10 protein-coding genes are annotated in these 14495 nt (G+C 74.4%); 1 reads left to right on the top strand and 9 read right to left on the bottom strand.

The window, feature by feature from the left end; genetic code table 11:
* Positions 1–19 precede the first annotated feature (19 nt).
* The 7 genes from DNK56_RS20685 to DNK56_RS20655 all read right to left on the bottom strand — a co-directional run bounded on the left by DNK56_RS20685 (position 20) and on the right by DNK56_RS20655 (position 9937).
* On the bottom strand, positions 20–1597 hold the full coding sequence (locus tag DNK56_RS20685; RefSeq protein ID WP_111336924.1) for a 4-coumarate--CoA ligase family protein: 1578 nt from the start codon (positions 1595–1597) through the stop codon (positions 20–22).
* 70 nt (positions 1598–1667) lie between these two features.
* A complete protein-coding gene (locus DNK56_RS20680) occupies positions 1668–2834 on the bottom strand; it encodes an acyl-CoA dehydrogenase family protein (protein ID WP_111336922.1) in 1167 nt (388 codons plus the stop codon).
* On the bottom strand, positions 2831–4804 hold the full coding sequence (locus DNK56_RS20675; RefSeq protein ID WP_111336920.1) for an acetyl/propionyl/methylcrotonyl-CoA carboxylase subunit alpha: 1974 nt from the start codon (positions 4802–4804) through the stop codon (positions 2831–2833). The genes DNK56_RS20680 and DNK56_RS20675 overlap by 4 nt, the downstream gene beginning before the upstream one ends.
* Before the next feature lie 6 nt (positions 4805–4810).
* Complete coding sequence (locus DNK56_RS20670; protein ID WP_111336918.1) at positions 4811–6409, bottom strand: acyl-CoA carboxylase subunit beta; 1599 nt, start codon at positions 6407–6409, stop codon at positions 4811–4813.
* Entirely contained in the window at positions 6406–8202 is a 1797-nt protein-coding gene (locus DNK56_RS20665; protein ID WP_241990028.1) for an acyclic terpene utilization AtuA family protein, read from the bottom strand. Before DNK56_RS20665 ends, DNK56_RS20670 begins: the two co-directional genes overlap by 4 nt.
* Positions 8199–8993: a TIGR03084 family metal-binding protein gene (locus tag DNK56_RS20660; protein WP_111336916.1), complete on the bottom strand. Its 795-nt coding sequence runs from the start codon at positions 8991–8993 to the stop codon at positions 8199–8201. The genes DNK56_RS20665 and DNK56_RS20660 overlap by 4 nt, the downstream gene beginning before the upstream one ends.
* 113 nt (positions 8994–9106) lie before the next feature.
* A complete protein-coding gene (locus tag DNK56_RS20655; RefSeq protein WP_111339426.1) occupies positions 9107–9937 on the bottom strand; it encodes a helix-turn-helix transcriptional regulator in 831 nt (276 codons plus the stop codon).
* Positions 9938–9977: 40 nt separating this feature from the next.
* On the opposite strand from DNK56_RS20655, the gene DNK56_RS20650 reads away from it, so the two are divergent.
* The gene (locus DNK56_RS20650; protein ID WP_111336914.1) at positions 9978–10394 is read left to right on the top strand and encodes a nuclear transport factor 2 family protein; all 417 of its coding nucleotides are present in this window, start codon (positions 9978–9980) and stop codon (positions 10392–10394) included.
* Between the two features lie 9 nt (positions 10395–10403).
* Here the strand turns inward: DNK56_RS20650 and DNK56_RS20645 are convergent, their stop codons facing one another.
* Both DNK56_RS20645 and DNK56_RS20640 read right to left on the bottom strand, forming a co-directional pair.
* Positions 10404–11363: an EamA family transporter gene (locus DNK56_RS20645; protein ID WP_111336912.1), complete on the bottom strand. Its 960-nt coding sequence runs from the start codon at positions 11361–11363 to the stop codon at positions 10404–10406.
* Between the two features lie 152 nt (positions 11364–11515).
* Entirely contained in the window at positions 11516–14392 is a 2877-nt protein-coding gene (locus tag DNK56_RS20640) for an FAD-binding and (Fe-S)-binding domain-containing protein (RefSeq protein WP_111336910.1), read from the bottom strand.
* Between the last annotated feature and the right edge of the window lie 103 nt (positions 14393–14495).

Genomic DNA, 14495 nt, shown 5'->3' with positions numbered 1-14495 from the left:
CCTCGGGCGAGGCAACCCGTCACCCCCGGTCCCGTAGCTCCCGGCGCAATATCTTCCCCGAGGCTGCCCTCGGCACCGTGTCCGTGAATTCCAGGCGGCGGATCTTCTTGTACGGGGCCACCCGGTCCGCGACCCACGCCATCAGGGCGGCCTCCGTGAGGGACGTGTCCGGGGTTCGGACCACGTACGCCTTCGGGATCTCGTTGCCCTCGGAGTCCTGGACGCCGATCACCGCCGCGTCCGTCACGTCCTCGTGGGCCAGGAGCAGCGCTTCCAGCTCCGCGGGGGCGACCTGGTAGCCCTTGTACTTGATCAGCTCCTTCACGCGGTCCACGACGAACAGCCAGCCCGCCTCGTCGACGCGGCCGATGTCGCCCGTGTGCACCCAGCCGTCGGCGTCGATCATCGCGGCGGTGGCGTCGGGGCGGCCCAGGTAGCCCTTCATGACCTGGGGGCCCCGGATCAGGATCTCGCCAGGTTCGCCGGGCCCCGCGTCCTCGCCGGTGTCGTCCAGGGACACGATCCGCATCTCGGTGCTGGGGAGCAGCCGGCCGACCGCGCCCGGTGGCGGGTTCTCGGCGGAGAGCGGGACCACATGGGTGCCGGGGGACAGCTCCGTCATGCCGTACGCCTGGCGCACCGGGGGCAGGCCGAGGCGGCGGGAGCAGGCGGTGGCCAGGTCCGCGTCCAGCGGGGCGGCGGCGCTGACGATGTACTCCAGCGAGGACAGGTCGTACCGGTCCACCACCGGGTGCTTCGCCAGGGCCAGCACGATCGGCGGGGCCACGTACAGGCCGTTGATCCGGTGCTTCTCGATCGCCGCCAGGAACTGTTCCAGGTCGAAGCGCGGCAGGACCACCACCGTGGCGCCCAGTCTCAGGGGGGCGTTCATCAGGGCCGTCAGGCCGTAGATGTGAAAAAGGGGCAGGACGGCCAGAATCACATGCCCCTCGCCCAGCGGTACGAAGGGGTTCAGTTGTTCCAGGTTCGTCGCCATCGACCTGTGCGTCAGCATCACCCCCTTCGGCGCGCCCGTCGTGCCCGACGAGTACGGGAGTGCCGCGATGTCCTCGGCCGGGTCCACGGGCACCACCGGTTCCGGGGCGGTCGTGGTGAGCATGTCCAGGATCGAGGGGTGGCCCTCCGCCTGGTCGCAGACGAAGATCTCCTCGACGCCGCCCGCGAGTTCGGCGGCGCTGCGGGCGGTCGCGAGGAGCGGGGAGACGGTGACGATCCAGCGGGCGGCGGAGTCGCGGAGCTGCTTGGCGAACTCCTCGGCCGTGGCCAGCGGGTGCACGGTCGTGACCGTGGCGCCCGCGCGGGTCGCCGCGTGGAAGACGGCCGGGTAGGCGATGGTGTTCGGGCTGTGCAGGGCGAGCACGTCGCCCTTGACGACCCCGGCGGCGGCCAGCCCGGCGGCGATCCTGCGGTGGAAGGCGTCGAGCTGCGCGTAGGTGAGGCGGCTGCTGTCGTTCGTACCGTCGATCAGGGCGACGGTGTCCCCGAACCGTTCGGTGGCGTGCCCGAGCACCGCGTCGTGGATCGCGGCGTCGAGCGGCTGGATGTCGGGGTAGTCGCTGCGGAACACGTGCGCCATCTCGGTCCCTTCGATGCTCCGGGGTGGGGCGGCGGCGGGGCGCCGCCGCCCGTACAGCGGTGTGTGTCCCTCAGTACGACTTCGGGAGCCCCAGCGTCTGGTGCGACACGTAGTTCAGGATCATTTCCCTGCTCACCGGCGCGATCCGGGCGACCCGCGCCCCCGTGATCAGCGAGGCGAGCCCGTATTCGCGGGTGAGGCCGTTGCCGCCCAGCGTGTGCACCGCCTGGTCCACCGCGCGTACGCACGCCTCGCCCGCCGCGTACTTCGCCATGTTCGCGGCCTCGCCCGCGCCGAGGTCGTCGCCCGCGTCGTACAGGCGGGCGGCCTTCTGCATCATCAGGCGGGCGAGTTCGAGTTCGATGTGGGCCTGGGCCAGCGGGTGGGCGATGGCCTGGTGGGCGCCGATGGGCTCCTTCCAGACCTGGCGCGTCTTCGCGTACTCGACCGCCCGGCCGAGCGCGTAGCGGCCCATGCCGATGCCGAAGGCCGCGGTCATGATGCGTTCGGGGTTGAGCCCGGCGAACAGCTGGAGCAGCCCCGCGTCCTCGTCGCCCACCAGTGCGTCGGCGGGCAGCCGTACGTCGTCCAGGACGAGTTCGAACTGCTTCTCGGGTGCCTGGACCTCCATGTCGATCGGGGACCGCTGGAAGCCGGGGGTGTCGCGGGGGACGATGAACAGGCACGCCTTGAGCTTGCCGGTCCGCGCGTCCTCGGTGCGGCCGACGATCAGGGTGGCGTCCGCGATGTCCACGCCGGAGACGAAGACCTTGCGGCCGGTGAGCAGCCAGTGGTCGCCGTCGCGGCGGGCGGTCGTGGTGATGCGGTGGGAGTTGGAGCCGGCGTCCGGCTCGGTGATGCCGAAGGCCATGGTCAGGCTGCCGTCCGCGAGGCCGGGCAGCCACTGCCGCTTCTGTTCGTCGGTGCCGAAGCGGGCTATCACCGTGCCGCAGATGGCGGGCGACACGATCATCATCAGGAGCGGCGAGCCGGACGCGCCCAACTCCTCCAGCACGATGGACAGTTCCGCCATTCCGGCGCCCCCGCCGCCGTACTCCTCGGGGAGGTTCACGCCGAGGAAGCCGGCCTTCGCGGCGTCCGCCCACAGCTCGCGCGGGTGGCCGCCCCCGCTGACGAGGCCGGTCATGTACTCCCGCCCGTACCGCTTGCCGAGGGCGGCGACGGCGGCGCGCAGGGCCTGGTGCTCTTCGGTTTCGAGGATGGTACTCGTGCTCATGCGTGCTCCTCAGCGGGGTCTGCGGATTCCGTGACGACGGCGAGCAGGGCGCCCACCTCCACCTGCTGGCCGGGCGCGGCGTGCAGGGCGGTGAGCGTGCCGGCGGCGGGGGCGAGGACGCGGTGCTCCATCTTCATCGCCTCCAGCCAGATCAGCGGCTGCCCGGCGGCCACGGCGGCCCCCTCCGCGAGGCCGTCCGCGAGGCGGACGACCGTGCCGGGCATGGGGGCGAGCAGGGAGCCGGGTTCGGTGCGGTCGGCGGGGTCGGTGAAGCGCGGCAGGGCGGTGAGGGTGTACGCGCCGGACGCGGTGTCCACGTACACCCTGCCGTCGCGGGCGAGTACGTCGTAGTGGCGGGTGACCCCGCCGTGTTCGAGGGTGACGCGGGCGCGGCCGGCGGCGACCACGCGGACGTCCTCGACGCCCCCGCCGCCCTCCACCCTCAGCCCGTCCCGGGTCCGCCGGTACGCGATCTCGTGCTCGGCGCCGTCCGGTTCGGCCCGGTAGCGGCGGAGCTGGGGCTGCGAGGGGAGGTTGCGCCAGGCGCCGAACCGGGCGAAGCCGCCCGCGGTGGTGTCCGTGGCGTTGCGCGCCGCCTCGCCCACGGCGGCCGCGGTGGCGGCGAGCCGGACGGCGACCGTGTCGGCCACCTCCGTCAGCCCTGGCAGGTTGCGATCGTAGAAGCCGGTGTCCGGGCGGGCGTCCGCGAAGTCCGGGTGGCGCAGGGAGCGGACGAGGAGGTCGCGGTTGGTGACCGGGCCGTGGACGCGGGCCCGCTCCAGGGCGCGGGCGAGCAGCCGTACGGCCTCGGCGCGCGTCCCGGCGTGCGCGATCACCTTGGCGAGCATCGGGTCGTAGTGGACGCCGATCGTGTCGCCCCCGGTGTATCCGGTGTCCAGCCGCAGCCCCGGCTCGTCCGGCACCGCGAGCGCGTGCAGCGTCCCGGTCTGCGGCTGCCAGTCCCTGGCCGGGTCCTCCGCGTACAGCCGGGCCTCCACGGCGTGCCCGGCGGGCGGCGGGGGTGCGGGGGACGGCAGCGGCGCGCCCTCGGCGACGCGGAGCTGGAGCGCGACGAGGTCGAGGCCGTACACCTCCTCGGTGACGGGGTGCTCGACCTGGAGGCGGGTGTTCATCTCCAGGAAGTACGGCCGGCCGTCCGCCGTGACCAGGAACTCCACGGTTCCGGCGCCCCGGTAGTCGACGGCGCGGGCGGCGGCCACCGCGGCCTCGTGCAGCCGCTCGCGCAGCTCGTCGGACAGGCCGGGCGCGGGGGCCTCCTCGATGACCTTCTGGTGGCGGCGCTGGAGCGAGCAGTCGCGGGTGCCGAGCGCCCAGACGCCGCCGTGCGCGTCGGCCATCACCTGGACCTCGACGTGCCGGCCGCGCTCCACGTACGGCTCGGCGAACACCTCGCCGTCCCCGAACGCGGACAGCGCCTCCGCGCGGGCGGCCGTCAACTCCGCGGCCAGCGCGGCCGGTTCCCGTACGATCCGCATCCCGCGGCCTCCGCCGCCGGCCGCCGCCTTGAGCAGCAGCGGCAGGTCGCCGGCGGTCGCGGCGGCCGGGTCGACGGGCGCCAGGAGCGGTACTCCGGCGGCGGCCATCAGCTCCTTGGCGCGGGTCTTGGACGCCATGAGCTCGATCGCCTCGGCGGGCGGCCCGATCCAGCGCAGCCCGGCGTCCTGGACGGCGGCGGCGAATCCGGCGTTCTCGGAGAGGAAGCCGTAGCCGGGGTGCACGGCGTCCGCCCCGGCCGCGAGCGCGGCGGCCACGACGAGGTCGCCGCGCAGATAGGTGTCGGCGGGGGCCGCGCCCGGCAGCCGTACGGCGGTGTCGGCCTCCCGGACGTGCAGCGCCCCGGCGTCGGCGTCCGAGTACACGGCGACGGTGGCGATGCCGAGGGCCCGGCAGGTGCGGAAGATCCGGCAGGCGATCTCGCCCCGGTTGGCGACGAGCAGGCTGGTGATCATCTCAACTCACATCCGGAAGACGCCGAAACCGCCGCGGGCGCCCTCGATCGGTGCGGTGTGGATGGCGGACAGGCACATCCCGAGGACGGTCCGGGTGTCGCGCGGATCGATGACCCCGTCGTCGTACAGCCGTCCGGACAGGAACATCGGCAGGGACTCGGACTCGATCTGCTGCTCGACCATGGCGCGCAGGGCGGCGTCCGCCTCGTCGTCGTACGGGCGGCCCTTGGCGGCGGCCGAGGCGCGGGCGACGAGGGAGAGCACCCCGGCGAGTTGCTGCGGGCCCATGACGGCGGACTTGCTGCCGGGCCAGGCGAACAGGAAGCGCGGGTCGTACGCCCTGCCGCACATGCCGTAGTGGCCGGCGCCGTAGGAGGCGCCCATCAGAACCGACAGGTGCGGGACCTTCGAGTTCGAGACGGCGTTGATCATCATCGCGCCGTGCTTGATGATGCCGCCCTGCTCGTACTCCCTGCCGACCATGTAGCCGGTGGTGTTGTGCAGGAACAGGAGCGGGATGTCGCGCTGGTTGGCGAGCTGGATGAACTGGGCGGCCTTCTGCGACTCCTCGCTGAACAGCACGCCCCGCGCGTTGGCGAGGATGCCGACCGGGTAGCCGTGCAGAGCGGCCCAGCCGGTGACAAGACTCGTCCCGTACAGCGGTTTGAACGCGTCGAAGTCGGAGCCGTCGACCAGCCGGGCGATGACCTCGCGCGGGTCGAACGGCACCTTGAGGTCGCCGGGCACGATGCCGATCAGCTCGTCCTCGTCGTACTTCGGCGGCTCGCCCGGACCCGGATCGGGGTGCGCCTTGCGCCGGTTGAGGCGGGCGACGATACGGCGGGCCTGGCGCAGGGCGTCGTGCTCGTCCACGGCGAAGTGGTCGGCGAGCCCGGACGTACGGGCGTGCATCGCGGCGCCGCCGAGCGATTCGTCGTCGCTCTCCTCGCCGGTGGCCATCTTCACCAGCGGCGGCCCGCCCAGGAACACCTTGGACCGTTCCCGGATCATGACCGTGTGGTCGGACATGCCGGGGACGTACGCGCCTCCGGCGGTGGAGTTGCCGAAGACGACGGCGACGGTCGGGATGCCGGCGGCGGAGAGCCGGGTGAGGTCGCGGAAGAGGGCCCCGCCGGGGATGAAGATTTTCTTCTGGGACGGCAGGTCGGCGCCGCCGGACTCGACGAGGCTGATGACGGGCAGCCGGTTGGCGAAGGCGATCTCGTTGGCCCGCAGCGCCTTCTTCAGCGTCCACGGGTTGGAGGCTCCGCCGCGTACGGTCGGGTCGTTGGCGGTGATCAGGCACTCCACGCCCGCCACCACCCCGATCCCGGTGACGAGCGAGGCGCCCACCGCGTAGTCGCTGCCCCAGGCCGCCAGCGGCGACAGCTCCAGGAACGGTGTGTCCGGGTCCACGAGCAGCTCGATCCGCTCGCGGGCGAGCAGCTTGCCGCGCCCCCGGTGCCGCTCCACGTACTTCTCGCCGCCGCCCGCCAGGGCCTTGGCGTGTGCGGCGTCCAGTTCGGCGAGCTTGTCGAGCATGGCGGCCCGGTTGGCCGCGTAGTCGGGGCTCGCGGTGTCGAGCCCGGTGGGCAGGACGGTCATGCGGGCACCTCCGGGTGCGCGGTGCGGTCCAGCAGGGTCACGGGGATCTCCAGATGGCGGGCGCGCAGCCACTCCCCCACGGCCTTGGCCTGCGGGTCGAAGCGGTGCTGCGCGGCGACGCCCTCGCCGAGGAGCCCGTGCACGGTGAAGTTCAGCGCGCGCAGGTTCGGCAGGACATGGCGTACGACGGTGAGCTCGGCGGTCTCCGGGAGGAGCCGGCGGAAGCGGTCGACGGTCAGCTCGTGCGCCAGCCACCGCCACGCGTCCTCGCTGCGGACCCAGACGCCGACGTTGGCGTCCCCGCCCTTGTCCCCGCTCCGCGCCCCGGCGATCCGCCCGAGCGGCGCGCGACGGGTGGGTCCGGGCTCCAACGGCGGTGGCAGCGGCGGCTGTTCGACGTCACGCAGGGGCCGGGTGTGTACGGGGTGGGCGACCGCGAGCCGGGTCCCGTCGGGCAGTACGGCGGTGTGTTCGACGTCTCCCGCCGGTACGGAGCGGGCCTCGAAGACGCCGTAGGGGGCGCCCTTGCCGGGCGGCGCCGTGACGTGGAAGCCGGGGTAGCTGCCGAGGGCCAGCTCGATCGCCGCGCCGGACAACGCCCGCCCCACGGGCTCCTGTTCCGGGTCGCGGACGACGAGCCGGAGCAGCGCGCTCGCGGCCTCCTCGGTGCCGGCGTCGGGCCGGTCGGTACGGGCCAGCTCCCAGCGGACGTCCTGCGGCCGGCGCCCGGCGCGCGCGAAGGCGTCCGCGAACTGGGTCTTCACCAGGCGGGCCTTGGCCTCGATGTCGAGCCCGGTGAGGACGAAGACGACCTCGTTGCGCCAGCCGCCGAGCCGGGTGAGCCCGGCCTTGAGGGTGGGCGGCGGGGCCTCGCCGCGTACGCCGGAGATCCTGACCCGGTCCGGGCCGTTCCGCACCAGCCGTACGGTGTCGAGCCGGGCGGTGACGTCCGGGCCCGCGTACCGGGCGCCGCCCGTCTCGTACAGGAGCTGGGCGGTGACGGTGCCGACGTCCACGACGCCGCCGGTGCCGTCGTGCTTGGTGATGACGGAGCTGCCGTCCGGGTGGATCTCGGCGACGGGGAAGCCGGGGCGGCGCAGGTCGTGGCCGCGGAAGAAGGCGTAGTTGCCGCCGGTGGCCTGGGTGCCGCACTCCAGGACGTGCCCGGCGACCACGGCACCGGCCAGCGCGTCGTGGTCGTCGGGGCCCCAGCCGAAGTGGGCGGCGGCGGGGCCGGTGACGAGGGCGGCGTCGGTCACCCGGCCGGTGACGACGACCTCGGCACCGGCCCGCAGGCAGGCCGCGATGCCCGCTCCCCCGAGGTAGGCGTTGGCGGTGAGGAACCCCTCCGGTACGGGCAGGGCGTCCCCCTCCACATGGGCGACGCGCACCGGCACCCCGGCCTTCGCGGCCAGGTCCCGGATGGCGTCGGCGAGCCCGGCCGGGTTGAGGCCGCCCGCGTTGGCGACGATCCGCACGCCGCGTTCCCGGGCGAGGCCGAGCCCTTCCTCCAGCTGGCGCAGGAAGGTGGTGGCGTAGCCGCGCGCCGGGTCCTTGAGGCGGCTGCGGCCGAGGATGAGCATGGTCAGCTCGGCGAGGTAGTCCCCGGTGAGGATGTCGAGGGGGCCGCCGGTGAGCATTTCGCGCAGGGCGTCGAAGCGGTCGCCGTAGAAGCCGGAGGCGTTGCCGATGCGGAGGGGTGGGGACGCGGAGCCGGGGGCGGGGGCGGCGGGCGCCTCCCCGGCCCCGTTCCCGGCCCCGGAGGCGGCCCCCTCCCCGGCCGGCCCCCTCATCGCTCCGCCTTCGGCGGCCGGCCCGCGCCCGCCGGGCCGGCGAATGCCTGGGCGATGGAGAGCCAGGCGTCCGCGTCCGGGCCCTCGGCCCGCACCGCGAGGTCGTCGCGGTGGGCGCGCTGGGTGACCAGCAGGCAGAAGTCGTACAGCGGGCCGGTGACGCGCTGGGCCGCGTCCTCGGGCCCGTACGTGATCAACTGGCCGTCCGGCGCCTCCAGTTCCACCCGGAACTCCTCGGCGGGGGCCCGCTCGCCCCGGACGAAGTAGGCGTAGTCGCGGGCCCGGACGCCGATGCGGGCGACATGGCGCAGCCGGGCGGTCGGGGCGCGGGTCGCTCCCATCGCGTCGGCGATGTCCTGGCCGTGGGCCCAGGTCTCCATGAGCCGGGCGGTCGCCATGGAGGCGATGCTCATGGGCGGGCCGTACCAGGGGAACTTCGTGCCGGCGGGGGCGGCGGCCAGCGCCTCGTACAGCCGCTCGCGGCCCTCGCGCCAGCGGACGAGCAGGGCGTCGGGGGCGTACGCGGCGACGATCTCCCCGGCGGCCCGGTCCACGAAGTGCTCGGGGTCCGCGAGCGCCTTCTCGACCTCGCCGCCGAACCCCGCCGGATCGGTGACCGCCTTCAGCGCGACCCCGTCCGTCCAGCTCAGGTGCGCCACCTGGTGGGCGATCGTCCACCCCGGTGCGGGTGTCTCCCCCGCCCACTGCGGCGCGCTCAACCCGGCGACCAGCAGATCGAGTTCCTCGCTCTCCCCGCGCAGATCGTCGAGCACGGCTGCGGCATCGGACACGGTGCGCTCCCCTCGGGGCGTGGCGGTGTGTCTGGGGAGCCTGCCAGCGCGAAGCAAAACAATCAAGCATGCTTGCATGATTTTGTCGGGGCCCCTGCTCCGACCCCCGACCCTCAGCCCTGTTCGAAGTACGCCGCGCTCTCCGCGTCCGCCGGGTAGTACAGCTCGATGGCGACCTCGTCCAGAGTGATGTCCATCGGGGTGCCGAAGGTGGTGATGGTGGAGAACATCCGCACCTCGCGCCCGCCGAGCCGCAGGATCATCGGCAGGACCACGTCGGATTCGGCCGCGATCGAGCGCTCCGCCGCCTCCGCGTCGTCGCCGTCCCCGGCCGCCGGTCCCAGCAGCTCGTCGTACAGCGCGGCGAGCCGGGGATCGGGGGCGGCGGCGAGCTGGCGGCCGACGCGGGCCCGGAACACCGCGCGGACGTCGGCGAGGTTGACGACCAGCGGGGCGAAACCGCGCGGGTCCAGGCCGAGGCGTACGAGGTTGACCGGCGGGCGCAGCAGTTCGGGGGCGACGCCGGCGAAGAACGGCTCGACGGCCCGGTTGGCGCGCAGGATGTCCCAGCGGCGGTCGAAGGCCACCGCCGGATACGGCTCGTGCGCCCGGAGCACCCGCTCGACCGCCTCACGGGCCGCCGCGAGGGCGCCGTCCCCGAGGGGCCGTTCCGGGTACCGGGGCGCGAAGCCGGCCGCGAGGAGCAGCCGGTTGCGCTCGCGCAGGGGCACGTCCAGCCGCTCGGCGAGCCGCAGGACCATGTCGGCGCTCGGGTTCGTCTTCCCCGTCTCCACCAGGCTGACGTGGCGTGCCGAAACGCCGGCCGCGAGCGCGAGGTCGAGCTGGCTGACGCGCCTGCGGTGCCGCCACCGCCGTAGGAGTTCGCCGACTGTCACGGGGGCCGACCGTACCCGCCGGGCGGGCCGTCCGCCATGACATGGCATGTCATCGACGGCGGCCCCGGCGGCGGCCCACACTGCCCCCATGACTGCACGGAACACGACCTCGGGCATCAAGAGCTCGGACAACAAGACCCTGGTGAGCTGGGCCCTGGCCACCTTGCTGGAGACCGGCGGCACGGAGGCGTTCGCCCCGGTGCTGAGCGACGGCTTCAGGCATCACCGGCCCGGCGGGCACACCGCGACGAAGGCGGAGTGGCTGGCGGCCGTGGAGGCGGCGATCGGCCCGACGACCGGGATGAAGGTGGAGATCGATCATCTGCTGGCGGACGAGGAGCACGTGGTGGTCCACTCCCGGCGCGAGCTTCCGGGCGGCCCGCAGATCGTGGTGGTGGACATCTGGCGCGTCGAGGGCGGGCTGATCGCGGAGGGCTGGGAGATCATCGAGCCGGTGGCGGCAGCGGCGGCGAACCTGTCGTGGTGGGCCCCGGCGGACCGCTGACCGGCCCGCTCACTGGGCGGAGACGCCCCGTACCTGGCTGCGGACCGCGCCCATGCTCGCGCCGATGACCAGAGCGATGGCGAGGGCGTCCGTGGTGGCCAGGGCCTGGTCGAGGACCAGGAAGCCGGCCAGGGCGGCGATGGCGGGCTCCAGGCTCATCAGGATGGCGAAGGTGGGCGCGGGCAGCCGGCGCAGGGCGATCAGCTCCAGCGTGTACGGGAGGACGGAGCTGAGCAGCGCGACGGCCGCGCCGAGGCCGAGCGTCGTCGGGTCGATGAGCCGGGAGCCGGCGTCCATGATGCCGAGCGGCAGCGAGAGGAGCGCGGCGACGACCATGGCCAGGGCGAGGCCGTCCGCCTGGGGGAAGCGGCGGCCGGTGCGGGCGCTGAAGACGATGTACGCCGCCCACATCGCGCCGGCGCCCAGCGCGTACGCGGCTCCGGCCGGGTCGAGGCGGTCGAAGCCGCCGCCGCTGAGCAGGACGACCCCGCCGAGCGCGAGGGCGGCCCAGACGACGTTGACCAGGCGGCGCGAGGCGATCACGGAGAGGGCGAGCGGGCCGAGCACCTCCAGGGTGACGGCGGCGCCGAGCGGGATGCGGTCGGCGGCCTGGTAGAACAGCGTGTTCATGGCGCCCATGGCGACGCCGAAGGCGGCCACCGTGCCCCAGTCGGCTCGCGAGTGGCCGCGCAGCCGGGGGCGGCAGACGACGAGCAGGACGAGCGCGGCGGCGGCCAGCCGCAGCGTGACGACGCCGAGCGCTCCGGCGCGGGGCATGAGCAGCACGGCTATCGCGGCGCCGAACTGCACGGAGAGCCCACCGGCGACGACCAGGGCGACCGGCGCGAGCGCGGCCCGCCGCCCGCCTGCCCGCCCGCCCCCCGGCCCGGCGAGCGCGGGCGCGGCGACCGCCTCCGGCACGGCGACGGCGGCTGCTACCGGTTCTGCGGCGGTGGTCTGCTCGTTCACCTGGGGCCTGTCCTTCGCGATTCGACGCACATCAATAGTTCACCATGAAGTACTCCACAGTGCACGGTACTGCACTCACCCTGTGCGGACCCGCCCGTCCACGGTAAGGAATCGCGCAAGACGTGCGAAATGCGGCCGGGTCCGGCGCGGGATCAGTCCGCCGAACCCGGCCCCAGGTCCCGTTCCAGCCCCTCCGCCAGCAGTTCCGCGAGGTGGCGGCCGGGTACGCCGGCGAGCTGGTCGAGCTGGGTGCGGCAGGAGTAGCCGTCGGCCAGGATCGCGGTGTCCGGGGCGGCCTCCCGGACGGCCGGGAGCAGCTGGTCCTCGGCGCAGGCGACGGACACCTCCCAGTGCCCCCGTTCGAAGCCGAAGTTGCCGGCGAGCCCGCAGCAGCCGCCGGACAGTTCGCCGGTCAGGCCCGCCTTCGCGCGCAGCCGCCGGTCCGCCTCGTCGCCGAGCACGGCGTGCTGGTGGCAGTGGGTCTGGCCGGTGACGGGCCGGTCCAGACGCGGGGGCCGCCAGTCGGGGGCGTACTCCTCCAGGTACTGGGCGAGGGTGCGCACGGAGGCGGCGAGCCGGGCGGCGCGCGGGTCGTCGGGCAGCAGCTCGGGCAGATCGGTGCGCAGGGTCGCGGCGCAGCTCGGTTCGAGGACGACCAGGGGCGCTCCGCCGGTGTCGCCGAGCCGGTCCAGGGTGCGCCGCATCACGGCGCGGGCCCGGTCGAGCTGGCCGGTGGAGACGTAGGTGAGGCCGCAGCAGAGCCCGTTCCCGGGGAGTACGGGGGTGCGCCCGGCGGCCTCCAGGACGCGCACGGCCGCCCGGCCGACCTGGGGCGACAGGTGCTCGGTGAAGGTGTCGGGCCACAGCAGGACCGTCCGGTCCCCGGCGGGCTCCTGCCGGTGGCGCCGGAACCAGCGGCTGAACGTCTCACGCGCCAGCGGCGGAATCCCGCGCTCCGGCGCGATTCCGGCGAGCCGCTTGGCGAGGGCGGCGAGCGGGCGCCGGCGGGCCAGCAGGTTGAGCGGCCCGGCGAGGGGCGCGGCAAGCCGGAGCCACCGCGGCAGCCGGCCCAGCGCGTAGTGGGAGGCGGGGCGCGGCCGGTGGCGGTAGTGGTGGTGCAGGAACTCCGCCTTGTACGTGGCCATGTCCACGCCCACCGGGCAGTCGCTGCGGCAGCCCTTGCAGGACAGGCACAGGTCGAGCGCGTCCCGTACCTCCGTGGAGCGCCAGCCGTCCGTGATCACGCCGCCCGCGTCCCCGGCGAGCATTTCGTGCAGCAGCCGGGCCCGGCCGCGCGTCGAGTGGGCCTCCTCGCCGGTCGCCCGGAAGGAGGGGCACATCACGGCCGGTCCGGCCGTCTTCTCCGTACGGCATTTGGCGACGCCGACGCAGCGGCGGACGGCGGCGGAGAAGTCGCCGCCGTCGTGCGGGTAGCCGAAGGCGACGTCGACGGGGCGGCGCGGCAGGACGTCGAAGCGCAGGTTCTCGTCGAGGCGGGCCGGGCGGGCCAGGATGCCGGGGTTCAGGCCGCCGTCCGGGTCCCAGTGGTCCTTGTAGCGGGCGAAGAGGGCGACCAGTTCGTCCCCGTACATCTTCGGCAGGAGTTCGGCGCGGGCCTGGCCGTCGCCGTGTTCGCCGGAGAGCGATCCGCCGTGCGCGACGACGAGCGCGGCCAGCTCCTCGGAGAAGCGGCGGAAGCGGGCCACGCCGTCGCCGGTGAGCAGGTCGAAGTCGATGCGGACGTGGATGCAGCCGTCGCCGAAGTGCCCGTACGGGCTGCCGCGCAGGCCGTGTTCGGCGAGCAGGGCGCGGAAGTCGCGGAGGTAGCCGCCGAGCCGGGCGGGCGGCACCGCGCAGTCCTCCCAGCCGGGCCACGCCTCGCTGCCGCCCCCAAGGACTCCGTCCAGGGGGGACCCCCAGATCCGGGTCGCCGTGCCGGCCGCGTCCTCGCGGATGCGCCACAGGGCCCGCTGCTCGCCGGGCGCGGTGACGACGAGGGTGTCGACGGCGTCACCGGCGGCGGACCGGGCGATCCGTTCGGCGTGCGCCCGTGCCTCGGCCGGGGTGGCGCCGCCCGTCTCGGCGAACAGCCAGGCGCCGCCGCGCGGCAGCCCGGCCGGTTCGCGTACGAGGTCGGCGGCCATGCCCTCCACGGTCAGCGGGTGGTGGGCGAGGAGGCCGGGGGCGGCTTCGGCGGCGGCGGACTCGTCGGCGTAGCCGAGGACGGCGAGGGCGCGGGCGGCGGGCGCCTCGACCAGCCGGACCGTCGCCTCGGTGACGATGCCGAGGGTGCCCTCGCTGCCGCAGAACGCGCGTACGGGGTCGGGGCCGTTCTCGGGCAGCAGGGCGTCCAGCGCGTAACCGGAGATGCGGCGCGGGAGCGCGGGGAAGCCGGTGCGCAGCGGGGCGAGGTGCGCGGTGATCAGTTCGCGGACGCCGGGCGGGCCCCAGCCGCCGGGTTCCAGGCGCAGGGTTTCGCCGCCGTAGCGGGCGACGGTGAGGGCGTGGACGTTGTCGGCGGTGGTGCCCCAGGCGACGGAGTGCGAGCCGCAGGAGTTGTTGCCGATCATGCCGCCGAGCGTGCAGCGGCTGTGGGTCGAGGGGTCGGGGCCGAAGGTCAGGCCGTGCGGGGCGGCGGCGGCCCGCAGGTCGTCCAGGACGAGCCCCGGCTGCACGACCGCCGTCCGGGCGGCGGGGTCCAGTGCCACGAGGGAGCGCAGATGGCGGGTGAGGTCGAGGACGACGCCGGTGCCGGTGGCCTGCCCGGCGATGGAGGTGCCGCCGCCGCGCGGGACGACGGGCACGCCGTGTTCGCGGCACACGGCGAGCGCGGCGGTGATGTCGGCGGCGTCGCGCGGGGCGACCACGCCGAGCGGCACCCGCCGGTAATTGGACGCGTCCATCGTGGTCAGCGCCCTGGCGGTGGCGTCGAAGGCGACCTCGCCGCGCATGGCCCTTCGCAGGTCGCGGACCAGGTCGGCGGGGGCGGGGGACGCGGTGCTGCCATGCGCTGCGGTGCCGGATGCCATGCGTCAAGGATGCCGCCGAAGATCGCCGCACGGGGCCGAGCCCGACATTATTCAGCCGGAAATTGACAAGTTGAAAACCTAAACAGAACGCGGATCACCACCA

Source organism: Streptomyces sp. AC1-42W, from assembly GCF_003248355.1.
Lineage (GTDB): Bacteria > Actinomycetota > Actinomycetes > Streptomycetales > Streptomycetaceae > Streptomyces.
The sequence above is the reverse complement of the archived record's forward strand: the minus strand, read 5'-3'. Positions and strand labels throughout refer to the sequence as shown.